The 25,347-nt window shown below is 65.7% G+C and carries 19 protein-coding genes; 7 read left to right on the top strand and 12 right to left on the bottom strand.

Features of this window, described 5'->3' with window-relative positions:
* Window positions 1–28: 28 nt before the first annotated feature.
* Together D1Y85_RS05515 and D1Y85_RS05510 are read right to left on the bottom strand one after the other, a co-directional pair.
* A complete protein-coding gene (locus D1Y85_RS05515) occupies window positions 29–367 on the bottom strand; it encodes a P-II family nitrogen regulator (protein ID WP_124150032.1) in 339 nt (112 codons plus the stop codon).
* Between the two features lie 94 nt (window positions 368–461).
* The gene (locus D1Y85_RS05510) at window positions 462–2,546 is read right to left on the bottom strand and encodes an NAD(+) synthase (protein ID WP_124150031.1); all 2,085 of its coding nucleotides are present in this window, start codon (window positions 2,544–2,546) and stop codon (window positions 462–464) included.
* A 175-nt stretch (window positions 2,547–2,721) separates the two neighbouring features.
* Between D1Y85_RS05510 and D1Y85_RS05505 the strand changes: the two genes are divergently transcribed.
* Window positions 2,722–3,894, top strand: coding sequence for a GNAT family N-acetyltransferase (locus D1Y85_RS05505; protein WP_124150030.1), 1,173 nt, complete (start codon window positions 2,722–2,724; stop codon window positions 3,892–3,894).
* On the top strand, window positions 3,891–4,247 hold the full coding sequence (locus D1Y85_RS05500) for a GIY-YIG nuclease family protein (protein ID WP_124150029.1): 357 nt from the start codon (window positions 3,891–3,893) through the stop codon (window positions 4,245–4,247). Before D1Y85_RS05505 ends, D1Y85_RS05500 begins: the two co-directional genes overlap by 4 nt.
* Window positions 4,248–4,328: 81 nt before the next feature.
* On the opposite strand, the gene ppa is transcribed toward D1Y85_RS05500, so the two are convergent.
* A complete protein-coding gene (ppa, locus tag D1Y85_RS05495) occupies window positions 4,329–4,856 on the bottom strand; it encodes an inorganic diphosphatase (protein WP_124150028.1) in 528 nt (175 codons plus the stop codon).
* Between the two features lie 533 nt (window positions 4,857–5,389).
* Between ppa and D1Y85_RS05490 the strand changes: the two genes are divergently transcribed.
* The gene (locus D1Y85_RS05490; RefSeq protein WP_124150027.1) at window positions 5,390–6,709 is read left to right on the top strand and encodes an MFS transporter; all 1,320 of its coding nucleotides are present in this window, start codon (window positions 5,390–5,392) and stop codon (window positions 6,707–6,709) included.
* 131 nt (window positions 6,710–6,840) lie between these two features.
* Here the strand turns inward: D1Y85_RS05490 and D1Y85_RS05485 are convergent, their stop codons facing one another.
* Genes D1Y85_RS05485 through hemC form a run of 3 tightly spaced genes read right to left on the bottom strand, consistent with a single transcriptional unit; the run spans window position 6,841 to window position 11,249 of the window.
* Complete coding sequence (locus tag D1Y85_RS05485; protein ID WP_124150026.1) at window positions 6,841–8,040, bottom strand: heme biosynthesis protein HemY; 1,200 nt, start codon at window positions 8,038–8,040, stop codon at window positions 6,841–6,843.
* Between the two features lie 3 nt (window positions 8,041–8,043).
* Window positions 8,044–10,176: a fused uroporphyrinogen-III synthase HemD/membrane protein HemX gene (gene hemDX / locus D1Y85_RS05480; RefSeq protein WP_124150025.1), complete on the bottom strand. Its 2,133-nt coding sequence runs from the start codon at window positions 10,174–10,176 to the stop codon at window positions 8,044–8,046.
* Entirely contained in the window at window positions 10,173–11,249 is a 1,077-nt protein-coding gene (gene hemC, locus D1Y85_RS05475; RefSeq protein WP_124150024.1) for a hydroxymethylbilane synthase, read from the bottom strand. Before hemC ends, hemDX begins: the two co-directional genes overlap by 4 nt.
* Before the next feature lie 393 nt (window positions 11,250–11,642).
* Here hemC and ppc point away from each other — a divergent pair, with 393 nt between their 5' ends.
* Window positions 11,643–14,729 carry a phosphoenolpyruvate carboxylase gene (gene ppc / locus D1Y85_RS05470; RefSeq protein ID WP_124150023.1) on the top strand — a complete coding sequence of 1,029 codons (3,087 nt, stop codon included), beginning with the start codon at window positions 11,643–11,645 and terminating at the stop codon, window positions 14,727–14,729.
* A 91-nt stretch (window positions 14,730–14,820) separates the two neighbouring features.
* Here the strand turns inward: ppc and D1Y85_RS05465 are convergent, their stop codons facing one another.
* A complete protein-coding gene (locus D1Y85_RS05465; RefSeq protein ID WP_124150022.1) occupies window positions 14,821–15,585 on the bottom strand; it encodes a class I SAM-dependent methyltransferase in 765 nt (254 codons plus the stop codon).
* Between the two features lie 230 nt (window positions 15,586–15,815).
* Here D1Y85_RS05465 and D1Y85_RS05460 point away from each other — a divergent pair, with 230 nt between their 5' ends.
* From D1Y85_RS05460 to D1Y85_RS05450, 3 genes are all read left to right on the top strand, one after another.
* A complete protein-coding gene (locus D1Y85_RS05460; RefSeq protein WP_124150021.1) occupies window positions 15,816–16,646 on the top strand; it encodes a helix-turn-helix transcriptional regulator in 831 nt (276 codons plus the stop codon).
* Between the two features lie 230 nt (window positions 16,647–16,876).
* Window positions 16,877–18,286, top strand: a complete 1,410-nt coding sequence (gene argH, locus D1Y85_RS05455) for an argininosuccinate lyase (protein WP_124150020.1) — start codon at window positions 16,877–16,879, stop codon at window positions 18,284–18,286.
* A gap of 185 nt (window positions 18,287–18,471) precedes the next feature.
* Entirely contained in the window at window positions 18,472–19,395 is a 924-nt protein-coding gene (locus D1Y85_RS05450) for a bestrophin family protein (protein WP_124150019.1), read from the top strand.
* A gap of 19 nt (window positions 19,396–19,414) precedes the next feature.
* On the opposite strand, the gene D1Y85_RS05445 is transcribed toward D1Y85_RS05450, so the two are convergent.
* The 5 genes from D1Y85_RS05445 to apbC form a co-directional block, all read right to left on the bottom strand.
* Complete coding sequence (locus tag D1Y85_RS05445) at window positions 19,415–20,128, bottom strand: lysozyme inhibitor LprI family protein (RefSeq protein ID WP_124150018.1); 714 nt, start codon at window positions 20,126–20,128, stop codon at window positions 19,415–19,417.
* Window positions 20,129–20,133: 5 nt separating this feature from the next.
* The gene (locus D1Y85_RS05440; RefSeq protein WP_124150017.1) at window positions 20,134–22,413 is read right to left on the bottom strand and encodes an arginine/lysine/ornithine decarboxylase; all 2,280 of its coding nucleotides are present in this window, start codon (window positions 22,411–22,413) and stop codon (window positions 20,134–20,136) included.
* Between the two features lie 100 nt (window positions 22,414–22,513).
* Window positions 22,514–23,083, bottom strand: coding sequence for a dCTP deaminase (dcd, locus tag D1Y85_RS05435; protein WP_124150016.1), 570 nt, complete (start codon window positions 23,081–23,083; stop codon window positions 22,514–22,516).
* Between the two features lie 254 nt (window positions 23,084–23,337).
* Window positions 23,338–23,877: a superoxide dismutase family protein gene (locus tag D1Y85_RS05430; RefSeq protein ID WP_124150015.1), complete on the bottom strand. Its 540-nt coding sequence runs from the start codon at window positions 23,875–23,877 to the stop codon at window positions 23,338–23,340.
* A gap of 177 nt (window positions 23,878–24,054) precedes the next feature.
* The gene (gene apbC / locus D1Y85_RS05425) at window positions 24,055–25,143 is read right to left on the bottom strand and encodes an iron-sulfur cluster carrier protein ApbC (RefSeq protein ID WP_124150014.1); all 1,089 of its coding nucleotides are present in this window, start codon (window positions 25,141–25,143) and stop codon (window positions 24,055–24,057) included.
* Between the last annotated feature and the right edge of the window lie 204 nt (window positions 25,144–25,347).

The raw sequence follows: 25,347 nt of genomic DNA, 5'->3' as shown, positions 1-25,347 counted from the left end.
ACGGCAAAACTTTACCGAAACCGGCGCCTTACACAGCCGCTTCGTTCTCTTCTCCCGTGCGGATGCGGATCACGCGCTCCACGTCGGTGACGAAGATCTTGCCGTCGCCGATCTTGCCGGTGCGCGCCGCGCCGATGATCGCGTCGATCACCTGGTCGCACTGTGCGCTCGCGACCACCACTTCGATCTTCACCTTCGGCAGGAAGTCGACCACGTATTCCGCGCCGCGATAAAGCTCCGTGTGCCCCTTCTGGCGACCGAAGCCTTTGACCTCGGTAACGGTCAGGCCCGTAAGGCCCACTTCGGCGAGCGCCTCGCGCACTTCATCGAGCTTGAACGGTTTGATGACGGCAGTAATGCGTTTCATGACGGACCTCGTCTGGTATCGGGTTGGTATCGGTCAAAAAATCGGTCGAAAAAACCGGGGTGCATAGTCGAATTCTACGCCGCGCCGTCGTCGCTCACGACCCCGCGGGCGGTTGAGGCGCAGCATCGGGGACCCGCGCGAGGTCGGCGAGCCACACCACCGACTCCGAATCGCTCGGCGCGCGCCAGTCGCCACGCGGCGAAAGCGAACCGCCCGAACCGACCTTCGGTGCGTTCGGGATGCAGGTTCGCTTGAACTGGCTCTGGCGGAAAAAGCGATCGAGGAAGATGCCCAGATTGCGTTTGATATCGGCGAGATCGTATTGATTGCGCGCGACCAGCGCGCTCTCCGGCCACGCACCCCGCTCGCGATCGCCCCACGCATGCTGCGCGAGGAACGCCACCTTGGACGGCGCGAAACCAAACCGCAGCGTGTAGTAGAGGTTGAAGTCCTGCAGCTCGTACGGCCCGATCACGCTTTCGGTCTTTTGCTCCGGCGCGCCGTTCGCCTTGCCGGGAATCAGTTCAGGGCTGATGTCGGTGTCGAGGACCGCCTCGAGCACCTCCGATCCGCTCTCGCCTATCTGCCCCGTCTCCGCGACCCAGCGCACGAGGTGCGTGATGAGCGTCTTCGGCACGCTCGCATTCACGTTGTAGTGCGACATGTGGTCGCCCACGCCATACGTGCACCAGCCGAGCGCAAGCTCCGAGAGATCGCCCGTGCCGATCACGATGGCGTGATTGAAGTTCGCAAGACGGAACAGATGGTTCGTGCGCTCGCCGGCCTGGACGTTTTCGAAAGTCACGTCGTATTCAGCCTTGCCCTCGGAGTACGGATGACCGAGGTCTTCGAGCATCTGCATGCAGCTCGGCCGGATATCGATTTCGGATGCCGTGCAGCCCACCAGCGCCATCAATTGCCGCGCCTGGCGCAGCGTGCGCTCGCTCGTTGCAAAACCGGGCATCGTGTACGCGAGAATGTTCGCGCGCGGCAGCGCAAGCCGGTCCATCGCCTTCGCGCAGACGAGCAGCGCATGCGTGGAATCGAGCCCGCCCGACACGCCGATCACCACCTTCTTGATGCCACTCTGCGACAGCCGCTGCACGAGCGCCTGCACCTGGATGTTGTAGACCTCGTTGCAGCGCTCGTCGCGGCGCTTCGAATCCGCGGGAACATACGGGAAACGCTCGACGCGGCGAGCGAGCGGCAGCACGGGCGATTCCCACGCGCCCGCTTGCGGCACGTCGCAGCGGATCACGCGGAACTTCGCGATCTCGTCGTGATGGCGACGGATCGAATCGCCGAACGTGGTCTGGCGGATGCGCTCCTGCGCGAGCCGTTCGAGATCGACATCGGCGAAGATCAACTGCGAGTCGTCGAGAAAGCGCTCCGAATGCGCGAGCAGTTCGCCATTTTCGTAGACGAGCGCCTGACCGTCCCACGCCATGTCGGTGGTCGATTCGCCCTTGCCAGCCGAGGTGTAGAGATACGCGGCGAGACAGCGCGCCGACTGCTGCGAAACGAGCTGATGCCGGTAACCCGCCTTGCCCACCACGACGTTCGACGCCGAGAGATTCACGAGCACCGAAGCCCCGCCAAGCGCCGCAAACGACGAAGGCGGAATCGGCACCCACACGTCCTCGCAGATTTCCACATGAAAGCGCAGCCCCTCGACCTGTGGGAGATCGAACAGCAGCGAAGCGCCGAACGGCACGTCCTCACCGCCAAGACTCACCGTGTCGGTGCGAGCGCAATCAGCGGCGCTGAACTGACGCGGCTCGTAGAACTCGCCGTAATTCGGCAGATAGCTCTTCGGCACCACGCCCGCGATGCGTCCGCCGGCGATCACAGCCGCGCAGTTGAAGAGCGAATGGCCCACACGCACCGGCACACCGACGATCATCGCGAGCGGCAGCGACGCCGACGCCTCCGCGAGCGAGCGCAGCGCCTCGTCGCACGCTTCGAGCAGGGCCTTCTGGCGAAATAGGTCGTCGCAGGTATAGGCCGAGAGGCCCAGTTCGGGGAACGCGACGAGCGCGGCGCCCTTTTCGGCGGCTTCACGCGCGAGCGCAAGCGTCTCGGCTGCGTTGAACACCGGGTCGGCGACACGGCAACGCGGCACGCCCACGGCCACGCGCGCAAAGCCGTGTGTGTAGAGATTGAAGAAGCGCTCTTTCATTTCGATAACCCTGGAAACCCTCACGGCGCGCACGGCGACTTTGTCGATAGTGGACGGCGTACGCAGCGCGGCGGTCCTCACCCGTTCGGGGTGTTTGCTTTACCATGACCGTTTCCCGCACTGGCGGCGCGGCGCGCGCTTGCCGGCGCATGCCTTTACCGGACTGGCACGCAAGTTGAACAAGGAACGTTTCGATTATCGCACGGGCATTCTCGGCTCACCGGCCGAGGTCGACGCCGCCGAATGGAACGCGCTCGTTGCGCGCCAGGCGCAGCCGACGCCCTTTTTGCGCCACGAATTCCTCTCGGCACTGCACGCCGCGCGCTGCGCCACGCCCGATGCGGGCTGGGCGCCGCAGTTCGTCACTCTCGCCGATGCGCGCACGAACCGGCTCGTCGCGGCGGCGCCCGTCTACCTGAAGGGCCACTCGTACGGCGAATACGTTTTCGACTGGGCGTGGGCCGACGCGTACAAACGCAACGGCATCGAGTACTACCCGAAGCTGCTGTGCGCGGTGCCATTCACGCCGGTACAAGGCACACGCCTGATCGCCGCGGACGAAACCGCGCGCCGCCACCTGGCCGCGACGCTGCTGGCGTTCGCGGAACAGGCGGACGTCTCGTCGCTGCACGTGCTGTTCCCCACCGCCGACGAGGCGGGCGCAATGACCGACCTTGGCATGATGCAGCGCGAGGGCGTGCAGTTTCACTGGCTCAACGACGGTTACCGCAATTTCGACGACTTCCTCTCGACGCTCGAACAGAAGAAGCGCAAGAACATCCGCGCGGAGCGGCGCAAGGTGCGCGAGGCCGGCGTGAGCACGAGGCGCGTGCGCGGCGAAGATATCAGCGATGCCGACTGGCGCTTCTTCAGCCGCTGCTACCGGCAGACCTACCGCGAGCATTTTTCGACGCCGTATCTGAACCTCGACTTCTTCCGCATGATCGGCGAGTCGATGCCGGAGAACCTGATGCTCGTGATCGCCGAATACGAAGGCAAGCCGATCGCGAGTTCGCTCGTCGTGTACCAGCGCAGCGAAAATGGCAGCGGCGGCACGCTATACGGGCGCTACTGGGGTGCGCTCGAACACGTGCCGTGCCTGCACTTCGAAACGGCGTATTACCAGCCGCTCGAATTCTGCATCGAGGAAAAGCTCGCCGTGTTCGAAGGCGGCGCGCAAGGCGAGCACAAGATGGCGCGCGGCTTCATGCCGACCGTCACGCGTTCGACGCACTGGCTCGCGCATCCCGCGTTCGCCGATGCGGTCTCACGTTTTCTCGACGACGAGAAGCATCACATTCATTCTTACGTCGACGAACTGAACGAACACAATCCGTTTCGCCCATGACACGCCGTAACGAAAACGAACGCTCCGCGCCGTGGTTCCTGTATCTGCTCGAATGCGCCGATGGCAGCGTCTATACCGGCATCGCCATCGATGTCGCCGCGCGCTTCGAGCAACATGTCAATGGCACAGGCGCCCGCTATACGCGCTCGCGCAAGCCGGTGCAGGTGCTCGCTTCGTTTGAACTGGCGAACCGCGCGCAAGCCTCGAGCGCCGAGTACTGGGTCAAGCGACTATCGTCGCGAGAAAAACGCGCGCTCGCGACCGGGATGCGGACGCTCGAATCGGTGCTACCTGTCGTTGAAACTGACGACGACGGCGAAGCAGGCGAGACGCCCGAACCCTCACCAACATAAAAAAAACCGCACGGCCTGAACGGTCCGTGCGGTTTTCCTTGCGCGACACGATTCGCGCGATAGCGGCTTAACTGCGGCAGCTTACTTCTTGAAGTTCGCGACGCCGTCGGTGATTTCCTTGTGCGCGGCGTCGATGCCGGCCCAGCCGTCCACCTTGACCCACTTGCCCTTTTCGAGCGCCTTGTACTGCTCGAAGAAGTGCTTGATCTGGTCCTTCAGGTATTGCGGCACGTCGTCGAGCGACTTGATGTTGGCGGTCATCGGGCAGACCTTGTCGTGCGGCACGGCGACCAGCTTGGCATCGACGCCCGACTCGTCGGTCATCTGCAGCATGCCGAGCGCGCGCGAGCGCACGACCGAGCCGGCCAGCAGCGGGAACGGCGTGATCACGAGCACGTCGACGGGGTCGCCGTCGCCGGAAAGCGTCTGCGGGATGAAGCCGTAGTTCACCGGATAACGCATGCCCGTGCCGACGAAACGGTCGACGACGAGCAGGCCCATTTCCTTGTCGGCTTCGTACTTCACCGGGTCGCTTTGCGCGGGGATCTCGATGATCACGTTGAAGTCTTGCGGCAGATCCTTGCCGGCGGGAACATTTGCGAAGCTCATGAGCGCTCTCAGTCCAGATGAAAAACCGGCGAATCCGCGCGCAACCTGTCTCGCGCACGCGTCGCGGACCTCGCGGACCGGGCGGACGTTGTGCGCCGGCGCGGAAAACCGGACGTTAAAGGATGGCGCCATTATAGCCAATCAGGCGGGGCCGACTTCCCGATGGCCTGCGGCGGCCCGCGCCACGGGGCGAGGACCGTACTCGCGACACCGGCAAAACACGCCGCGCCACGGTGAAGCGCTCTGCGAATAGCACGCTAGTGGCCCGGCTGGCAATCGCGCTCGCGCGCGCGGCTCACCGCTGCGGCCGAGGGCAGCGCACGTTCCCCGTTTTGCGTTGCAAGCCGTTGAGTGATCGGTGTTTTCCCCGATTCGTGCGCGCCGTTGCGCGCCAGTGACGTGTATAGAATGGGGGTGCATCAGTCGCAGAGGACAACACAACGAAATCGCACGACGACACAAGCGAACGCCTTGCATGGAACGCGCCGGGCGTCAGGGCCAACCCCCATACTCCAGTCGACAGAGGAGACAACATGGCCAGTCCAGCGAATCACCTGCCGCAAGCCGGCGCGGATGCAGCGCCGTCCGCCTTCGAAGAAGCCACGTACCGCAAGGTCGCGTGGCGGCTCATCCCGCTCCTGATGCTCTGCTATGTAGTCGCCTACCTGGACCGCGTGAACGTCGGTTTCGCCAAACTGCAGATGAGCGCCGCGCTCGATCTCTCCGATGCGGTCTACGGCTTCGGTGCGGGCATTTTCTTCATCGGCTACTTTCTGTTCGAAGTGCCAAGCAATGTGATATTGCACCGCGTCGGCGCGCGTGTGTGGATCGCGCGGATCATGGTCACGTGGGGCTTCGTATCGATACTGACGATGTTCGTCACCACACCGGCCATGTTCTATGTGATGCGATTTCTGCTCGGCGTGTGTGAAGCCGGCTTCTTCCCCGGCATCATCCTGTACCTCACTTACTGGTATCCGGCACACCGGCGCGGACGCATGACGACGTGGTTCATGACCGCCATCGCGATCTCGGGCGTGGTCGGCGGGCCGCTATCGGGCTGGATCCTCAAGGCGTTCGACGGCGTAAACGGGTTGCAGGGCTGGCAGTGGCTTTTCCTGCTCGAAGGGCTGCCGTCGGTGCTCGTCGGCATGCTGGTGTTCCTCATGCTCGACGACCGCATCGGCGACGCAAAATGGCTCACCGCCGACGAACGTGCGCTGCTCGAGCGCAACATCGCCGCCGAGGACGCCACGAAGGAAGACCTTCCGCTCCGGACGGTGCTCACGAGTCCGCGCGTTCTGCTGATGAGCCTCACCTACTTCTCGTTCGTGATGGGACTCTACGGCGTGGGTTTCTGGCTACCGACCATCATCAAGGCGACGGGCGTGAAAGACACGCTCTCGATCGGCCTGCTTTCCGCGATTCCGTTCGCGGCTGCAGTGATCGGCATGGTGTGGGTGGCGAGGAGCGCCGACCGTATGCGCGAGCGTCGCTGGCACATCGCGATTCCGGCTGCCGTGGGCGCACTCGGGCTTGTGCTTTCCGTGACGTGGGCGCACGACACGACGCTCGCGATGACCGCGCTCACGCTCGCCACCATCGGCATTCTCACGACGCTGCCGCTGTTCTGGAGCCTGCCGACCGCATGGCTCGCAGGCGCGGGCGCGGCGGCGGGCATCGCGCTCATCAACTCGATCGGCAATCTCGCCGGCTTCCTGAGCCCGTACGCCGTGGGCTGGCTCAAAGAGGCGACCGCCGCGAACGATTCGGGCATGTACATGCTCGCCGCGTTCATGATTCTCGGCGGGCTGCTCGTGCTGTGCGCGCCCGCCAAGCTCGTGAACCGGTGAGGCTGGGCCTGCTTGACTCTCTGCGCGTTCGCGACTCGAAATGAAAAACGGCCGCATATAGCGGCCGTTTTCATTTCAGCATTGAACGGGTCACTTCGAAGTCACTGCGAGGTCACCGCCGAAGAACGCGATCAAACAACGTTCATCGACAACGCACTCTCGCGATAGTGCCCCGCCGCCTTCTCCCCGTCGCCAAGCTGCTCGTGCAAGCGCGCGAGCGCACGATGCGTGCGGATCTTGAGCGGTTCGTTGTCGCTCGCGTTCGCCGACTTGAGCGCCGCTTCGAGGAACGCCTGCGCCTTCCCCCAGAGCTGCTGTTTCAGACACAGCCGGCCGAGCGCGAACAGCAGGTCGCCGTCGTCGGGCCGATCCTTGTGCCATCCCTCGGCTTTCTGGATGAGCGGCAGCGCATCGCTGCCCGCCGTGTCCGGATAGCGGCGCAAAAGACGCGCGTCCCAGTTCTGCGCAAGCGCTTCCTCAACGATCTTGCGTGCGTCGCTCTGGCGATTGAGCGCGATCAGCAGCTCGGCGGCGCAGTCGGCAAGACGCGGCGAATGACGTTCGACCGTCGAAAGCGACTGCCATAGCTCGAGCAACGCGTCGGCGTTATGGCGACGGTCGCGCAACAGGTTTTCCGCCGCAAGCTGGCGCAGACGCACGGCAACGGCCGGATGCAGCGCCTCGCGCTTTTCCAGCGTCTTCGCGAGCTTGAGCACTTCGCCCCAGTTCTTCAACTGCTGCTGCGCGCGCAGCGCGATCTGCTGCGCGTGAATGCGGCGGCCGCCCTGCGAGCGCATCTCGGTGAGCGCGGCAAGCGCGCCATCGGCGTCGCGGCCGTCGGCTCGCATGTCGGCGGTCGCGAGCAGACGCGCTTCCTGGAGGTCGGGATCTTCGACCTTGGTGAGCCACTCGTCACGGCGGGCGTACTCGTGCAGCCGGTGCGCAGCCGTCGCGGCGATAAGACCCGCAGCGCCTTTGTTCTTCTCGTCGGCAAGCGAATCGCGCGCGGCCTTTTCCGCACGCGAGAAGCGCCCTGCGTACAGATTGCTGACCGCATCGCGCAGCGCCGAATGCGCCTTTTCCTTGCGCGTGCGCGCACGGTAGGCGGCGACGCGGCGCGGCATCGTCACGATGTTGCGCACGAAGCGCAGGATCGCGTAGAGCAGCAGGAAAGCCACCACCACGCCGACGACGAAAAGATTCAGCGATACGTCGACGCGATACGGCGGGTAGACGAGCAGCACTTGCCCGGCGTCGAAGCGGCCGACCGTCGCGAGCGCGACAGCGATCACGAACAGGAAGGCTAGCCACAGGAGTCCACGAATGGCCATGTCTTACCCCCGGCTCTTGTATTGCTGGATTGCCTGCAGGCTCGTGTCGAGGTTCGGCAGCGCGACCGTCGCCGAGCCTGCGCGCACCGCCTTCACCAGGCCGCGCACGGACTGCGTCTCTTTCGACGCGTTGTCGAAGTACCGCGCGAGCGCCGCGTCGGCGGCGGCGAGGTCGGACTTCAGCGCATCCTGGTTACGCGAAAGCAGCGACAGCCGCGCCGAAAGCAGGCGTAGCTTCACGTTCTCGCGCACGAAATAGCCTTCGTCGGGCGAAATGAGCATGGCATCCGCGTTGTCGATGCGGCGCACCTGCACGAGGCTCGCGATCTGCTGGCCGATGCCCTCGCCAAACGTGTGAAGCCACGCCTTCCAGCGCGGCTCGTTGTTCAGCGCGGCGGTCTTCGCGATGTCGGCCGGCGCTGCGGCTTGCGGTCTCGTGCGCGCGACGAGCGCCTCGCCCGAAAGCGGCAGCGCATCGATTTCGCCGAGCGCCGTGTCGAGCTTGATCGCGAGTCCGGTGAGATCGGTGGAAGGTGCGGCCTTCAGCTTTTCGATGTCGTGCGCGATGGCCTTGCGCACCATGAGCGCCTGCGGGTTGCTGGAGGCGGCAAGACGCGTATCGGCGCTCTGCAGCGCAAAGAGCGCAAGCTGCGTGTTGCCGGTCAGTTGAAGCTGATCGCTCGCGCTCGCGAGCATCTGGCCCACTTCGGCGAGCGTCCAGTCGTCGCGGCTCTTCGAGAGGTCCGCATACTGTTGCGCGAGCGCCTGCTGCGACGTCTGCGCGTCGGCTATCTTGCCTTCGAGCTGCGTGATCTGCTTGTCCAGTTGTTGCGTGCCTTCGACCACCTGATCGGTGCGCGCGCGCAATGCGGCGGCCTGCTGGTCGGCGGCCTGCTGGCGCTGCACCAGTTGCTGATCGACTCGATCGAGCTTGCGGTTGAGCACGTAGCCGCCCGCGCCCGCCCCGCCCGCCACCAGCACCACGACGAGCCACAGCAACGCTATGCTCGCGCCGCGCCGCTCGGGGCGCGGTGTCGCCAGCGCAGCGAACGAGGCCGGCCGTGCTGGCGAGGAGGCGGAGGGTGCGCCCGCGGACGCGGCGCTCTGCTGTGCGACGTTGCTGGAATTGTTCGAATCAGTCATGCGTGATTTTGCCGACCCTGAGGCCGGATTGTTCTGAGCCGGTTGAACAACGGAAGAAGCGAGGCCCGTCAGCGTCTCGACGATGCGCTCGTCGCCCGCGCCGGACACCGTAATCCTATCAAAACCCATTCCGCGGGCCGTTTCGGCAATGCGCGGGTGCGGCGCGACGAGCGGCGCGTGGTGCAATTCGGCGATCTCGCCTGCGGTCAGGTGTTCGCGTGCAAGCTCGGCGAGGTTGCGCACGCCCTCGGAACTCGTGACGAGCCACGCATGCGGCGCGCCCGCGAGCAATGCGTGCACCTCGGTCCACGCGGCGATCGGCGGCTCGGGCACGACGCGCCGGTAGGCGGCGACGGCCTCGACTTCGGCGCCGGCTTCGCGCAGACGGTCGGCAAGCCATTCGCGGCCGCCATCGCCGCGCACGATCAAGACGCGCTTGCCGGCGAACGCATCGTCGCCGAATTGCGCTTCCAGCGCCGTATAGAGCGATTCAGAGTCGAAGCGCGCGGGTTCTTCGTCGGCGGCACCCGTCGGGCTGATCACACGATGCGAGTCCGCCGCGACGCCGTGTCGCGCGAGCGCGGCCACGCTCGCCGGACCGACCACGGCCACCGGCAGCGCACGCGGCCAGATCGACGAAATCGCAGCGTAGGTCGCGAACGCGCGATCGACGGCGTTCGGCGAGACGAACACGACGAGCGCGTAGCGGTCGAGCGCGGACAGCGCAGCGCGCAAAGGCGCGTCGTCGCGGACGGGCTCGATTGATATCAGCGGGAATTCGAACGCGCGGAGCCCGCGCGCGGTCAGTTGTGCGGCGAGCGCTCCCGACTGACCGGCCGGACGGGTCACGACGACGGTGAACGGTGCGGGAGCCGGTGCGCTCTGTGCGGGGCCACCCCACTCGTCCGGCTGGACCCGGCGGCTCGCGTTGGCGCCGTTCGCCGTGTCGTTGGCCGCGCCGCTGGCCGGATTGGAGTCGGCGCCGGCTGTCATCGCGCGTCGGACGGGGCGTCGTCCGCCTCGTCGGTTCGGCCCGGCTGTGCACCACCCTGTGCAGCACCCGGCGGCGTGTTCGGCGCACCTTCGGCCTGTGCGGCCTCGGCCAGCGCACGCACGATATCGAGCGCGCCCTGCGCAATCAGTGCATCGGACACTTCGCGGCCGAGCTTGAGCGCGTCGTCGACACTCGCAGCCGGCGACATGCCCGCAGCGTCGAGCACGCGGCTCGCGTCGGGGGTAGCGATCGTGCCGCGCAGGTGCAACGCGCCGTCGCGCCACTGCGCGTAGGCCGCGAGCGGCACGGAGCAGCTGCCGCCCAACGCACGTGACACCATACGTTCCGCCTCGACGGCCTTCGCGGTTGCGTCGTCGTGCAGCGGCGCGAGCCACGCGGCGACATCGGCGCGGTCCGCGCGGATCTCGATGCCGAGCGCGCCCTGCCCCGCCGACGGCAGGCTGTCGCCGGGTTCGATGAGCGCGCGGATGCGTGCGCCGAGGCCGAGGCGCTTCAGCCCCGCCGCGGCGAGGATGATTGCCGCGTAGTCGCCACGGTCGAGCTTGGCAAGACGCGTGTCGAGGTTGCCGCGGAGCGGCTTCACCTGGAGATGCGGATAGCGGGCGCGGAGCATCGCTTCGCGGCGCAGGCTCGACGTGCCGACGATGCTGCCCGCCGGCAGCGCCGCGAGCGAGTCATGGTCGTTCGAGACGAACGCGTCGCGCGGATCCTCGCGCTCCATGATGGCCGCGAGGGCGAAACCCTCGGGCAGATCCATTGGCACGTCCTTGAGCGAATGGACGGCGAGGTCGGCGCGCCCCTCGGCGAGCGCCTGCTCCAGCTCCTTCACAAAGAGCCCTTTGCCGCCCACCTTCGAAAGAGTACGATCGAGAATTTGGTCGCCGCGCGTCGTCATACCGACGATTTTCACGTCACAGGACGGATATAATTTGTGCAGCGCAGCTTGCACGTGTTCGGCCTGCCACATCGCGAGGCGGCTCTCCCGGGAAGCGATGACCAGCGTGCGGGGAGTGGGCGTACGCGGTTGCGTAGATAGCGTCTCGGAGTTCATGGCAAGTACATCGAATGACGGGGTGAAAAAAACGGAATCGGATAACAGGCAATGTTAGCACGCGCCCCTTTTCCGGCTGGCCCCGCGGGGCTTCCGGGCAACAGTACGTAAGCTGCGGCACGAAAGAGAGCAGGCAGTCGTCAGGTCCCACGTTACGCGCATCGCCCTGGTCGCGCGCGATGATGTTCCCACCGCTCTTCGTTGCATAGCCCGCTTCGGTTGCGCTTTCAGTTTCATTGCACACCGGGTCCACGATTTTCCGCAGTTGCACCCGGCCACAGCCGGCATACGCTCCTGGTTGCACCCGCAGTATCGGGCCCGGCTGGCGCCGCGGCTAAAGCATAGTGTTTCCATTTAACCGACTCATCTCCTGCAAGCCTTAAGGAACACATCGTGAAGTCTTCCGGATCGGCGCGCGCAGAGCGCCGCAACAAAGCATCGCAGATCGCTACCTCGACGGCCGTGACCACGACGGCCCCGAAAAACGCCAAGGCGGCCAAAGCCGTGAAAGCGGCCACGACGACCAAAGCGACGAAAGCGAATAAAGCGACGAAAGTGCCCAAAGCGGCATTGAAATCCGCCAGCCCGACCGCGAAGACCAAAACCACGACGAACACCCAGACGACGAAGAACGGGCGCAATACCCGCACCCGCGACGACAAGGACCAGCCGCTCTTCGAAGACATCCGTTTCCTCGGGCGACTCCTCGGCGAGGTGCTGCGCGAGCAGGAAGGCGACGCGGTATTCGACGTCGTCGAAACGATCCGCCAGACGGCTGTGCGCTTTCGCCGCGAAGACGATAACGCCGCAGCCCTCGCGCTCGACAAGCAGTTGCGCGGCCTCTCGCCCGAGCAGACCGTGTGCGTCGTGCGTGCGTTCAGCTATTTTTCGCATCTGGCCAACATCGCCGAGGACCGCCACCGCAACCGTCGCCACCGCATCCACGACCTCGCGGGTTCGGTGCCTCAGGCGGGCACGATCGCGCATTCGCTCGAACGCCTCGCGCATGCAGGCGCTGCGGCGACGCCGGTGCTCCAGCAATTCTTCAACGACGCGCTGATCGTGCCCGTGCTCACCGCGCACCCCACGGAAGTGCAGCGCAAGAGCACGCTCGATTCGCAGCACGACATCGCACGCCTGCTCGCCGAACGCGACCAGCCGCTCACGCATCGCGAACGCGCGCAAAACGAAGCGCTGCTGCGCGCGCGCGTGACCTCGCTGTGGCAGACGCGCATGTTGCGCGCATCGCGGCTGACCGTCGCGGACGAAATCGAAAACGCGCTCTCGTACTACCACACGACGTTCCTCACCGAGATCCCCGCGCTGTACAGCGAGATCGAGACGTCGCTCAAGGAGCACGGCGTGTCCGCGCGCCTGCCTGCGTTCTTCCAGATGGGCAGCTGGATCGGCGGAGATCGCGACGGCAATCCGAACGTCACGGCCGCGACGCTCGAAGAGGCCAGCGAGCGCCAGGCACAGGTGATCCTGCAGCACTACCTCGACGAAGTGCACCGGCTCGGCGCGGAGCTTTCGGTGTCGAACCTGCTCGCGGGCGCGAGCGACGAACTCAAGGCACTGGCCGACGCCTCGCCCGACCGGTCGCCGCATCGTGTCGACGAACCGTATCGCCGCGCGTTGATCGGCGTCTACACGCGGCTCGCGGCGAGCGCGCGCGTGCGTCTCGGCGAAGGCGTGGTCGCGGTGCGCAGCGCGGGCCGCGGCGCAGCGCCCGTACGTGCGCAGCCTTACGCCGACGCCGCGGAGTTCTCGCGCGACCTGCGCATCCTCATGGACTCGCTCGCCGAGCATCACGGCGCCTCGCTCGCCACGCCGCGTCTTGCGCCGCTGTTGCGCGCCGTCGAAGTGTTCGGCTTCCATCTGGCGTCGATCGACCTGCGTCAGAGCTCGGACGTCCACGAAGCCGTGATCGTCGAACTGCTCGCGCGCGCAGGCATCGAAGCGGACTATGCCGCGCTCTCCGAGGAAGACAAGCAGACCGTCCTGCGCGCACAGCTTGCCGATCCGCGCACGCTGCGCTCGCCGTATCTCGACTACTCCGATCTCGTGAAGAGCGAATTCGGCGTGCTGGAGATGACGCGTGTGACGCGAGAGAAGTTCGGTGCGCGCGCCGTGCGCAACTACATCATCTCGCACACCGAAACGGTCTCGGACCTGCTCGAAGTGATGCTCCTGCAGAAGGAAACCGGCCTGTTCAGCGGGCGTCTCGGCCACGCCGACGATCCCGCACAGGCCGCGCTCATGGTGATCCCGCTCTTCGAGACGATCCCCGACCTGCGCAACGCCCCGCACATAATGCGCGACCTGCTCGCGCTGCCGGGCATCGACGGACTCGTCGAGCACCAGGGCAACGAGCAGGAAATCATGCTCGGCTACTCGGACAGCAACAAGGACGGTGGCTTCCTCACGTCGAACTGGGAGCTGTACCGCGCCGAACTCGCGCTCGTCGCGCTCTTTCGCGAGCGCGGCATCCGGCTGCGGCTCTTCCACGGCCGTGGCGGCACGGTGGGGCGCGGAGGCGGCCCGACCTACAACGCGATTCTTTCGCAGCCGCCAGGCACAGTCGATGGCCAGATCCGCCTGACCGAGCAGGGTGAGGTCATTGCGAGCAAGTTCGGCAACCCGGAGATCGGCCGTCGCAATCTGGAGACGGTGATCGCCGCGACGCTCGAAGCGACGCTGCTTCCCGGCGGAGACGCTACAGGCGACACGGCCAAGGGCGCGCCGGATCAACTGGGCGCGTTCGAAGCGACGATGCAGCAGCTCTCGGATGCGGCGATGGCCGCCTACCGCTCGCTCGTGTACGAGACGCCCGGCTTCACCGACTACTTTTTCTCGTCCACGCCGATCACCGAGATCGCGGAACTGAACATCGGCAGCCGGCCCGCGTCGCGCAAGCTGCAGGATCCGAAGAACCGCAAGATCGACGACCTGCGCGCGATTCCGTGGGGCTTCTCGTGGGGCCAGTGCCGTCTCCTGCTCACGGGCTGGTATGGCTTCGGCAGCGCGGTAGCGTCGTATCTCGACGAGGCCGGCAGCGACGCCGAGCGCGCACGCCGTCTCGCGATGTTCAGGAAGATGTACAAGACGTGGCCGTTCTTCTCGAACCTGCTGTCGAACATGGACATGACGCTCGCGAAGACGGACCTCGCCGTGGCATCGCGATACGCACAACTCGTGGCCGACAAGAAGCTGCGCAAGCATGTGTTCGAGCGCATCGTCGCGGAATGGGAGCGCACGACCAAAGTGCTCGACGAGATCACGGGCGCAAGCGGCCGCCTCGCCGATAACCCTCTGCTCGCGCGTTCGATCAAGAACCGCTTCCCCTATCTCGATCCGCTCAACCACCTTCAGGTGGAACTGATCAAGCGTTATCGCGCAGGGGACCCGAGTCCGCGCGTGCAGCGCGGTCTGCATCTGACGATCAACGGAATCGCGGCGGGGTTGCGGAACACCGGTTGATCGCTCGGCTGCGGTAGGGGTCGAACTACCGCGCCAGCAAAAACGGCGTCGTGCCCTGAGCGGCACGACGCCGCTTTTTGTTGCGCAGCGCTTAATCGCGCCGCGTCGCCTCGATCATCAGCGCGTCGAGCTTGAAGGAACCGTCGCGCTGCACGTCGAAGTACTGGCGCACTTCGTCGGGCGCGCGCTCCCACATCGAGCGGATCGCCGTCACCCGTTCCGCGCTCGTGCGCATGCGCGCGACCCACGCGTCGAATTCGATGCCGATGCGCCAGCGCTGCGTGACCGTCGCGTCGAAGCCTGCGGCGTCGAGCATGGCGACCCACTCGTCGGCGCGATAGTCGCGGATATGTGATGCATCGCGCAGCACCTCGATCGCCTGAATATGCGTGTCGTAGAGCGGATCGTCGATGCCCGCGATATCGATGAATTTCAGCCGCCCGCCCTTCTTCAGCACGCGATGCACCTCGGCAAGCGCCTTCGGCACGTCGCGCCAGTGGTGCGCGCTCATGCGGCTGATCGCCCAGTCGAACGAGGCATCGGCGAAGGGCAGCGTTTCAGCGGCGCCCTGTTGCGTGCGGATCGTGGCGAGTCCACGCTCCTTCGCGGCGGCGTCGACCGTGGCGAGCATCTGCGCGGCGATGTCGTAGCCCACCACTTCGCGCACGTGCGGCGCCACCGCAAAGCTCGCATGGCCTGCGCCGCAACCCATGTCCAGCACCGTCGCGTTACCGCAGGTCGCCGCGAAAGTCGCGGCGAGATTCTCCAGATCGGCGCCGGTCGCATGGACCGCGCTCGTGAGATAAGCGGCGGCTGACGTGCCGAACGCGTCGGCAACCTGGTCGTGATGTTTCATCGGATGCTCCTCTCCCAGCCTGCATACCGCCCGCTCGGGCGACACACTACCGGGATGTCTGTGATGTGGGGCGCCATGGCGCCGTCGCGCTTCGAACGGCGTATGGCGTCGGTTCGCCGGGCGGCTGGCGCGGCTGCCCGTTCGCCGCGTCAGTCGCTACAATAAGGTCCCGCTTGTACCAGTACAAGTTAAGCAGATATTCTGGTATCTCCAGCACCCGTCAAAGACTCATGCGCCACGCCGCCCCCGAATCCGCATCCGACTCCCCGTCGGCCAGCCCGCTCGACACCACGCCCGCGCACGCGCTCGGCGAGTTCATCCGCGCCCATCGCGAGCGCCTGACGCCCGCGGCGGTCGGCCTGTCGCCGGGCCCGCGCCGTCGCACGCCGGGCCTGCGCCGCGAGGAAGTCGCCCAGCTGTGCGGTGTCAGCCCGACCTGGTACACGTGGATCGAGCAAGGGCGGCCGGTGTCGGCGTCGGCGGATGCGCTCGCGCGCATCGCCGTCGCGCTGCAGCTTTCGCGCGCCGAGCGCGCGTATCTGTTCGAACTGGCCGCGCAGCGCGATCCCGCCGAGCCCGATCAGGCCAACGCCACCGACGCCCCCGCCACGCTGCTGCGGACGGTTCAACTCGTCGACGCGCCCGCCTACGTGCTCGACCGCCAGTGGACGGCGCTCGCCTGGAACGCGCACGCAGCCGATCTGTTCACAGGCTGGCTCGACGCCGGGAACGACCGCAATCTGCTGCGCTTCACGTTCACCGAGCCGCTCGCGCGTGAACTGATCGTCGACTGGGAAACGCGCGCGCGGCGCCTTGCCGCCGAATTCCGCGCCGATTCGATCCGGCACCTTAACGACGCACCCACACGCGCGCTGATCGACTCACTGATCGCTGCGAGCGACGAATTCGCGCGCTTCTGGGCTTCACAGGACGTATTCGAGCGCGAAGGCGGGCGGCGCGAGTTCAATCACCCGCGCCACGGCCGCGTTGCCTATGATCAGATCACGTTCAAACCCGCGCACCGCGAGGATCTGAAGCTCGTGGTGCTGGTGCGGCTCTGATCGCCGCGTTGGCGCGAGGCACATCGCGCCCCTCCGCGCAGGCGGGGGCACCGGGCATGACGCGCGTTGCCGCCTCCGTGCGATCCGCGCCAGTAGCACCGCGAGCGCCAGCCCGTATCGCCGCCGATGGTAAAATCGAGGCCTTTCCCGTCGTGCGCCGCCGCTCATCGCTTGAGGCAAGTGCGGCCTGGCCGCGGGGCAAACCTTCCCACCGCTCACCGCTCAACACCATGACGTCCCAACTGCACAAAAAAGGCGAAGCCTGGTCGGCTCGCTTCTCCGAACCCATGTCGGAGCTGGTCAAGCGCTACACGTCGTCGGTCTTCTTCGACAAGCGTCTCGCGCTCGTCGATATCGAGGGCTCGCTCGCGCACGCTTCGATGCTGGCCGCGCAGAAGATCATCGCCACCGACGATCTCGCCGCCATCCAGCGCGGCATGGAGCAAATCAAGGGTGAAATCGAGCGTGGCGAATTCGAATGGAAGCTCGACCTGGAAGACGTGCACCTGAACATCGAAGCGCGCCTGACCGCGCTGATCGGCGATGCGGGCAAGCGCCTGCATACGGGCCGCTCGCGCAACGACCAGGTCGCGACCGATATCCGCCTGTGGCTGCGCGGCGAAATCGACCGCATCGGCGGCCTGCTCGGCGATCTCCGCACCGCGCTCATCGACCTGGCTGACCAGCACGCCGACACGATCATGCCCGGATTCACGCACCTCCAGGTCGCGCAGCCGGTCACGTTCGGCCATCACCTGCTCGCCTACGTCGAAATGTTCACGCGCGACAGCGAGCGCATGGTCGACTGCCGCAAGCGCGTGAACCGCCTGCCGCTCGGCGCGGCGGCGCTCGCGGGCACGAGCTACCCGATCGACCGCTTCGCGGTGGCGAAGACGCTCGGCTTCGACGGCATCTGCGCGAACTCGCTCGACGCCGTCTCCGACCGCGACTTCGCGATCGAATTCACAGCCGCCGCAGCGCTCGTGATGACGCACGTCTCGCGTTTCTCGGAAGAGCTGGTGCTGTGGATGAGCCCGCGCGTCGGCTTCATCGATCTGGCCGACCGCTTCTGCACCGGCTCGTCGATCATGCCGCAGAAGAAGAACCCGGACGTCCCCGAACTTGCGCGTGGCAAGACGGGCCGCGTGAACGGCCATCTGATGGCGCTCCTCACGCTGATGAAGGGCCAGCCGCTCGCGTACAACAAGGACAACCAGGAAGACAAGGAGCCGCTGTTCGACACCGTCGATACGGTCGCGGACACGCTGCGCATCTTCGCTGAAATGGTCGCGGGCATCAGCGTAAAGGCCAGCGCGATGCGCGCGGCGGCGCTGCAAGGCTTCTCGACGGCCACCGATCTCGCCGACTACCTCGTGAAGAAGGGCCTGCCGTTCCGCGACGCGCACGAAGCCGTCGCGCACGCGGTGCGCATCTGCGTGGATCGCAACTGCGATCTCGCGGACCTGACGCTCGACGAGATGCGCCGCGAGCTGCCGGCGGTTTCGCATCTGCTCGGTGAGGATGTGTTCGAAGTGCTGACGCTCGACGGTTCGGTCGCAGCGCGTAACCATCCGGGCGGCACCGCGCCGGAGCAGGTTCGCGCGGCCATCGCGGCGGCGCGCGCGGCGCTCGTCAAGTAACGCCTTGATTATTTTACTTATTGCGCTTGTCGCACTTATTGCGCTTATTGCGCTCGTTACGTATGCGGCGCGGTGATAGACGCCGTGTCGCATACGATGAGCGCCACCCCACGGGCAGCGCCGTTCACAAGCCGCCCTCCCAGCCAGCCGAGCTGGCTTGATTCCCGTCCGACCTTCATGCCCCGATGATCGTCCGCCCTCACCTCCACTGGTTCCGGATGCTGCTTGCGTGGCGCGGCTCCGTGCTTCCGCAGTTGCTGCCCCGGCTCTTCCTAGTGCTGTGCGTGTCGATCATCGCCGTGGCGGCGCACGATCACATCATCAAGTTCACCGTCAACCTGAGCACCGTGCCGTTCTCGCTGATCGGCATCGCGCTTGCGGTGTTCCTCGGCTTTCGCAACAGCGCCAGCTACGATCGCTACTGGGAGGGCCGCAAGCTGTGGGGCCAGTTGCTCAACGAGTCGCGCTCGCTCACGCGCGAAGCGCTGACGCTCACCACCGGCGGCGACGACAGCCGCAAGCGTGCGCGCGAACTCGTCAATCTGCTCTGCGCGCTGCCGCACGCGTTGCGCCATCAGTTGCGCCAGTCGGACCCGCGTGACGATCTCGCGAATCACCTGCCGCCCGCGTTGCTCGATCGCGTGATGGCCTCACGCTTTCGCCCGGCGACGCTGCTCGTCTGCGCCTCGGAATGGGTGCGCAACGAGGCACGCCAGGGCCGCCTTGACGGCTGGGCCGTGCTCGCATTCGAGCGCAATCTGAATGGACTATCGGATGTGATCGGCGGCTGCGAGCGCATTGCCTCGACGCCGCTGCCGTTCGCGTACACGGTGATGATCCACCGGACCGTGTACTTCTTCTGCGCCACGCTGCCGTTTGGTCTCGTGGAAAGCATCGGACCGTTGACGCCGATTTTCGCGGTGTTCGTCGCCTACGCGTTCATGGCGCACGAAGCAATCGCCTCGCAGATCGAGGATCCGTTCGGCACCGAGGATAACGACCTGGCGCTCACGGCAATGTCGACGCAGATCGAAGCCGCGTTGCACGACCTCCTCGGCGACTCCACGACGCTGCCCGTGCGCGCAGCCGAGGATTTCATCATCGACTGAGTGGGGTTGGCACGGGTTTCTAGCGATTCCCCACCGTCTCCGAAAGCCGCTTGAGCGTCGCGAGCCGCGCACCGAGCAAATCGAGCCGCGCGTGCTCGTCGATGAGCGGTGTGGTAGCGTCGCGATACGCACGCCATGCGGATTGTGCGTGCACGACCGTGGGCCGCGCGCGTATCGGCGTGCGCGCGTAGAGCTTGCGGTAATAGCGATCGAGGTCGTAACTCGCGTGCTCGCAGTGCGCGTCCGCCGAACAGGGGCGCGCACGCGGCGCGTCTCCCGCCGCAAGTGTCGCGGCCTGCGCGCGCAGCGCGAGCGCACGATCGCGCACCGGCTGCAGACGCATATCCGCTTCGTAGAGTTGATAGGCCGATCCGCTCGTGGATGCGAACGCGGCGCCGAGCATCGTGTCATCGGCCTCGCGCCACGCGTCCCAGCGCTGCTGGCTCACCTGCCAGCGCTTTTGCTGCGCAGCCGGCAGCTTCGCAAGCAGTTGCGTGAGCGCGGTGTTGGTCGCGTTGCGCCAGGCGCCGCGCGCGTCGGCCATGCACTGCACCTGCCCCGCCGTCGACGAACGGTCCGCGCGCGCGAAACACGCGCGCATGCCCGTATCGATCGGATCGGCCGCCGCCACTTCCGCGTGCGCCGGACTAGTGCCCAGCAGCCACGCCGTCATCAGCCACGCGGCGGCCACACTCCAGGACGGCCAGGCGCGCATTGTCTTGCCACTCATCATGTCTATCAGTCGCGCACGCAATCGACGAAATACTCAATGCGTCCGTTGACCATCTCGCCCACGAGGCCGTGGATGTCCGTGTGGAAACCCGGGAAGCGCTCGTTGAACTCGCGCGCGAACTTCAGGTAATTCACGATGGTCTTGTTGAAGCGCTCGCCCGGAATCAGGAGCGGAATGCCCGGCGGATACGGCGTGAGCAGGATCGACGTGACGCGGCCTTCGAGCTCGTCGATGGCCACGCGCTCCACTTCGCGGTGCGCGAGCTTCGCGAATGCGTCGGACGGCTTCATCGCGGGCTCCATGTCCGAGAGGTACATCTCGGTCGTGAGGCGCGCGATGTCGTTTGCGCGATAGACGCTGTGGATCTGCTGGCACAGATCGCGCAGGCCGACGCGCTCGTACATCGGATGCTGCGCGACGAATTCGGGCAGCACGCGCCAGAGCGGCTGGTTGTTGTCGTAGTCGTCCTTGAACTGCTGGAGTTCGGTGACCATCGAGTTCCAGCGGCCCTTCGTGATGCCGATCGTGAACATGATGAAGAACGAGTACAGCCCCGTCTTCTCCACGATGATGCCGTGCTCGGCCAGATACTTCGTCACGATCGCAGCGGGGATGCCGGTGTCGCCGAAGTCGCCATCGACATCGAGGCCCGGCGTGACGATCGTCGCCTTGATCGGGTCGAGCATGTTGAAGCCTTCGGCGAGCGCGCCGAAGCCATGCCAGTGATCGTTCGGACGCAGCATCCAGTCCTCGCGCGAGCCGATGCCCTCTTCGGCCAGTTCTTCGGGGCCCCAGACCTGGAAGAACCACTCGTCGCCGTATTCGGCATCGACCTTGCGCATCGCGCGGCGGAAGTCGAGCGCCTCGGCGATCGACTCTTCCACGAGCGCGGGGCCGCCCGGCGCCTCCATCATCGCGGCGGCCACGTCGCACGACGCGATGATCGCGTACTGCGGGCTCGTCGACGTGTGCATCAAATACGCTTCGTTGAAGCGATGGCGGTCGAACGCACTGTTTTCGGAGTCCTGTACGACGATCTGCGACGCCTGCGAAATGCCGGCGAGCAGCTTGTGTGTCGAGTGAGTCGCAAACACCAGTGCCTTGGTGCGCGGACGGCCCGCGCCGATCGCATGCATGTCCTGGTAGAACTCGTGGAATTCGGCGTGCGGTAGCCACGCTTCGTCGAAGTGCAGCGTGTCGAGCATATCGCCGAGCAGGTCCTTGATCATTTCGACGTTGTAGACGACGCCGTCATATGTGCTCTGCGTGATCGTCAGAATGCGCGGCTTCAGATTCGGGTTCTTCGCGAGCGCCTCGCGCGCGAACGGATTCGCCTCGATCTTCTTGCGGATGTTCTCCGGCTTGAACTCGTCGCGCGGAATCGGGCCGATGATGCCGAAGTTGTTGCGCGTCGGCGTGAGGAACACGGGGATCGCGCCCGTCATCGTGATCGCGTGCAGGATCGACTTGTGGCAGTTGCGGTCCACGAGCACGATGTCGCCCGGCGCCACCGTGGCATGCCAGACGATCTTGTTCGACGTGGAGGTGCCATTGGTCACGAAAAACACATGGTCCGCGCTGAAGATGCGCGCCGCGTTGCGCTCGGAGGCCGCAACCGGGCCCGTGTGATCGAGCAGCTGGCCGAGTTCGTCGACGGCATTGCAGACGTCGGCGCGCAGCATGTTCTCGCCGAAGAACTGGTGGAACATCTGGCCGAGCGGGTTCTTCAGGAACGCCACGCCGCCCGAGTGGCCCGGGCAGTGCCACGAGTACGAGCCCTCGTCGGCGTACTTGACGAGCTCCTTGAAGAACGGCGGCGAGAGTGCGTCGAGATAGACCTTCGCCTCGCGGATGATATGGCGCGCGACGAACTCCGGCGTGTCCTCGAACATGTGGATGAAGCCGTGCAGCTCGCGCAGGATGTCGTTCGGCAGATGGCGCGAGGTGCGCGTCTCGCCGTACAGGAAGATCGGGATGTCCGCGTTACGGCGGCGCACGGCTTCCATGAACGCGCGCAGCGCGATGATCGCGGGCGCGTGCTCGGGCGCTTCTTCATCGGCGCCGTCGACGTAGGGCAGCAGTTCGTCGTCGTCGATCGAGAGGATGAAGCACGACGCACGGCTCGACTGCTGCGCGAACGACGTGAGGTCGCCATAGCTCGTCAGCCCGAGGACTTCCGCGCCCTCTTTCTCGATCGCTTCGGCGAGTGCACGGATGCCGGAACCCGAGATGTTCTCGGAGCGGAAATCTTCGTCGATGATGACGACGGGAAAACGAAACTTCATGGGCGATTCTCCAAAAGAAACGACCGCTGCATATGTTGCGCAGCGGTCCCCGTATGTCGTTTGGGCGGCGCGTACCTGCTCGCGCCGCGCAGATTCTGGATCAGGTTTTCGGCAGCGTGACGCCGTGCTGCCCCTGGTACTTGCCGCCGCGATCCGCGTAAGACACCTCGCAGACCTCGTCGCTCTCGAAGAAGAGCACCTGCGCGACGCCCTCGTTCGCGTAGATCTTGGCAGGCAATGGTGTCGTATTCGAGAATTCGAGCGTCACATAGCCTTCCCATTCCGGCTCGAACGGCGTGACGTTCACGATGATTCCGCAGCGCGCATAAGTGGACTTGCCGAGACACACGGTCAGCACGTTGCGCGGAATGTGGAAATACTCGACCGTACGCGCGAGCGCGAACGAGTTCGGCGGAATGATGCAGACGTCGCCCTTGAAGTCGACGAACGATTTTTCGTCGAAGTTCTTCGGGTCGACGATCGTCGAATTGATGTTCGTGAAGATCTTGAATTCGTCGGCGCAGCGGATGTCGTAGCCGTAGCTCGACGTGCCGTAGCTCACGATCTTGCGCCCATCCTCCGACACGCGGACCTGGTCGCGCACGAACGGCTCGATCATCTTGTGCTCTTCGGCCATGCGCCGGATCCACTTGTCGGACTTGATTGCCATGTTGGTCGCTGCGTGTCAGTTAGATGACTTGAATGACGAAAAGGGGTGAAAAGCGCAATGCAGGCGGGCGGAAGCCGCAAATCGACCGAACTGCGCGACGGAACTGCGCCCGCGTACGAAAGGCGCTCATTTTACGCGATATAGATCGACACGCCGGAAAAGTGCATGTGCAAGCCATCGCGGCCATGCAGGCGGTGCAACCGGTGCGAGCGGTACCAGGCCGCGCAACCGGCCTGACGTGAGCGGTCCCGCGCTCACTGGGCGCGGATCACGCCGCATGCGAGCGCCGTGCCGGTGCCGCGCTGCGGGTCGGCGTAGGGGTCGATCGGGTCATGGTGGACCAGCACCGCGCGCTGGATCACGGAGCGGATGCCGTCGAGCGAAACGTCGGGTGCGACGATAAACCCCGTGGCAACGCCGTTCGAATCGGCGCGAATGTTGCCGAGATCGCCCTCCACGCGTGTTCCGGGCTTCATGCGCGCGGCGGCGGGCGCAAAGACGGGGCCCGCGCTCGACGCGTCGACGGCATTGCAGTCTCCGCGTTCGTGGATCTGCAAGGCGTGATCGCTGTCGGGCGGCAGACCCGCGAGGTTGTAGCTGACCTGCACGCCGTCCGAACGCTCGACGAACGAGACCGTGCCGCGCACCTGGTTACCCACAGTGGGCTGCAACTGCGCGGCGGCGCGCTTGTCCTGCTGCCCCATGAAGCTGGTGCAGCCGCCAAGCAGCACGCCGCCAGCCACTGCCAGCACGACACATGCATACCCCGCTAGCCTGTCGTTTCCTTTTACCATGCAATCCTCTTGCCGGCCGGCGGCCGCTCTTGCAGCCATCGCACCGGACGCGATGAAGCCCACATGATACCGCGCGCCTGTGCACCTGCGCGTGTGCGGGACCGCACAGCGCCGGCCGCGGCGCCCCGCGCGCCAAGGCGCAGCACCGATGCGGGCCGCCGGCGGAAACCGGGCTTTTCAGGTGTTCTGCACGACGATACTTGGAAACTTCGACGTCATGTCGCGCGCGCGCTCGGCGATCTGGATCGCGACGCGCCGCGCGATCGCGCGATACGTCTGCGCAATCCGGCCCTCGGGATCGGCGACGACGCTCGGGTGGCCCGAGTCCGCCTGCTCGCGGATCGTGATGTCGAGCGGCAGACTGCCCAGCACCTCGACGCCGTATTCCTGCGCCATGCGCTCGCCGCCGCCCGCTCCGAAGATGTGCTCGGCGTGGCCGCAGTTCGAGCAGACATGCACGGCCATGTTCTCGACGATGCCGAGAATCGGAATGCCGACCTTCTCGAACATCTTGAGGCCCTTCTTCGCGTCGAGGAGCGCGATGTCCTGCGGCGTCGTGACGATCACGGCGCCCGTCACCGGCACGCGCTGCGAGAGCGTGAGCTGGATGTCGCCGGTGCCCGGCGGCATATCGACGATCAGATAGTCGAGCTCGCGCCAGTTCGTCTGGCGCAGCAGTTGTTCGAGCGCCGATGTCGCCATCGGTCCGCGCCAGACCATCGGGTTGTCCTGCTCGATCAGGAACCCGATCGAGTTCGCCTGCATGCCGTGACCTTCGAGCGGGTTCATCGACTGGCCGTCCGGCGACTCGGGGCGACCATGGATGCCAAGCATCATCGGCAGCGACGGGCCGTAGATATCGGCGTCGAGGATGCCCACCGAAGCGCCTTCGGCCGCCAGCGCGAGCGCGAGGTTCACGGCGGTCGTGCTCTTGCCGACGCCGCCCTTGCCCGAGGCGACCGCAACAATGTTCTTCACGTTCGGCAGCAGCTTGACGCCGCGCTGAACGGTGTGCGCGGCGACCTCGCTCGTCACCGCGACGCGGCTCGAGCTGACGCCGGGCACGGCGGCGAGTGCGGCCTCGACCTGCGACCGGATCGCGTCGACCTGACTCTTCGCCGGATAGCCAAGCACGATCTCGACCCCGACACCGTCACCCTCGACGACGACATTGCGCACGCCCTTGCCGGTGGCGTAGGGCTTGCCCGTGTTCGGATCCGTCAGGGCCGCAAGCGCGGCGTCGACCAAAGCCCGATCTATGCTCATTGATGCTCCGTGGGTACGCCGGTCACCGGGCGCAGATCCAATGATCGCGCTGGTGCCGGGAAATGATAGAAATTGTTAGGCTGCATTGCGATTTTCACGGCTGAAGTGCACGCTTGCGGGCGTCAAGCCTTGAAGCGGCGATCCCGTTGGCGAGCCTCGTCACGCAAGCCTTCAAGCCGCCATTGTAGTAGCTGCCGCCTGGTG

Origin of the sequence: Paraburkholderia dinghuensis, assembly GCF_003837865.1 — a bacterium.
Lineage (GTDB): Bacteria > Pseudomonadota > Gammaproteobacteria > Burkholderiales > Burkholderiaceae > Paraburkholderia > Paraburkholderia dinghuensis.
The sequence above is the reverse complement of the archived record's forward strand: the minus strand, read 5'-3'. Positions and strand labels throughout refer to the sequence as shown.

Excerpts from the sequence above, each read along its gene's own strand:
- D1Y85_RS05445 (WP_124150018.1), bottom strand. The coding sequence starts at position 20,128 with ATGATGAGTGGCAAGACAATGCGCGCCTGGCCGTCCTGGAGTGTGGCC.
- hemDX (WP_124150025.1), bottom strand. The coding sequence starts at position 10,176 with ATGACAGCCGGCGCCGACTCCAATCCGGCCAGCGGCGCGGCCAACGAC.
- D1Y85_RS05440 (WP_124150017.1), bottom strand. The coding sequence starts at position 22,413 with ATGAAGTTTCGTTTTCCCGTCGTCATCATCGACGAAGATTTCCGCTCC.
- D1Y85_RS05465 (WP_124150022.1), bottom strand. The coding sequence starts at position 15,585 with ATGAAACATCACGACCAGGTTGCCGACGCGTTCGGCACGTCAGCCGCC.
- D1Y85_RS05450 (WP_124150019.1), top strand. The coding sequence starts at position 18,472 with ATGATCGTCCGCCCTCACCTCCACTGGTTCCGGATGCTGCTTGCGTGG.
- D1Y85_RS05430 (WP_124150015.1), bottom strand. The coding sequence starts at position 23,877 with ATGGTAAAAGGAAACGACAGGCTAGCGGGGTATGCATGTGTCGTGCTG.
- ppa (WP_124150028.1), bottom strand. The coding sequence starts at position 4,856 with ATGAGCTTCGCAAATGTTCCCGCCGGCAAGGATCTGCCGCAAGACTTC.
- apbC (WP_124150014.1), bottom strand. The coding sequence starts at position 25,143 with ATGAGCATAGATCGGGCTTTGGTCGACGCCGCGCTTGCGGCCCTGACG.
- D1Y85_RS05490 (WP_124150027.1), top strand. The coding sequence starts at position 5,390 with ATGGCCAGTCCAGCGAATCACCTGCCGCAAGCCGGCGCGGATGCAGCG.
- D1Y85_RS05485 (WP_124150026.1), bottom strand. The coding sequence starts at position 8,040 with ATGGCCATTCGTGGACTCCTGTGGCTAGCCTTCCTGTTCGTGATCGCT.
- dcd (WP_124150016.1), bottom strand. The coding sequence starts at position 23,083 with ATGGCAATCAAGTCCGACAAGTGGATCCGGCGCATGGCCGAAGAGCAC.
- argH (WP_124150020.1), top strand. The coding sequence starts at position 16,877 with ATGACGTCCCAACTGCACAAAAAAGGCGAAGCCTGGTCGGCTCGCTTC.
- D1Y85_RS05460 (WP_124150021.1), top strand. The coding sequence starts at position 15,816 with ATGCGCCACGCCGCCCCCGAATCCGCATCCGACTCCCCGTCGGCCAGC.
- hemC (WP_124150024.1), bottom strand. The coding sequence starts at position 11,249 with ATGAACTCCGAGACGCTATCTACGCAACCGCGTACGCCCACTCCCCGC.
- D1Y85_RS05515 (WP_124150032.1), bottom strand. The coding sequence starts at position 367 with ATGAAACGCATTACTGCCGTCATCAAACCGTTCAAGCTCGATGAAGTG.
- D1Y85_RS05500 (WP_124150029.1), top strand. The coding sequence starts at position 3,891 with ATGACACGCCGTAACGAAAACGAACGCTCCGCGCCGTGGTTCCTGTAT.
- D1Y85_RS05510 (WP_124150031.1), bottom strand. The coding sequence starts at position 2,546 with ATGAAAGAGCGCTTCTTCAATCTCTACACACACGGCTTTGCGCGCGTG.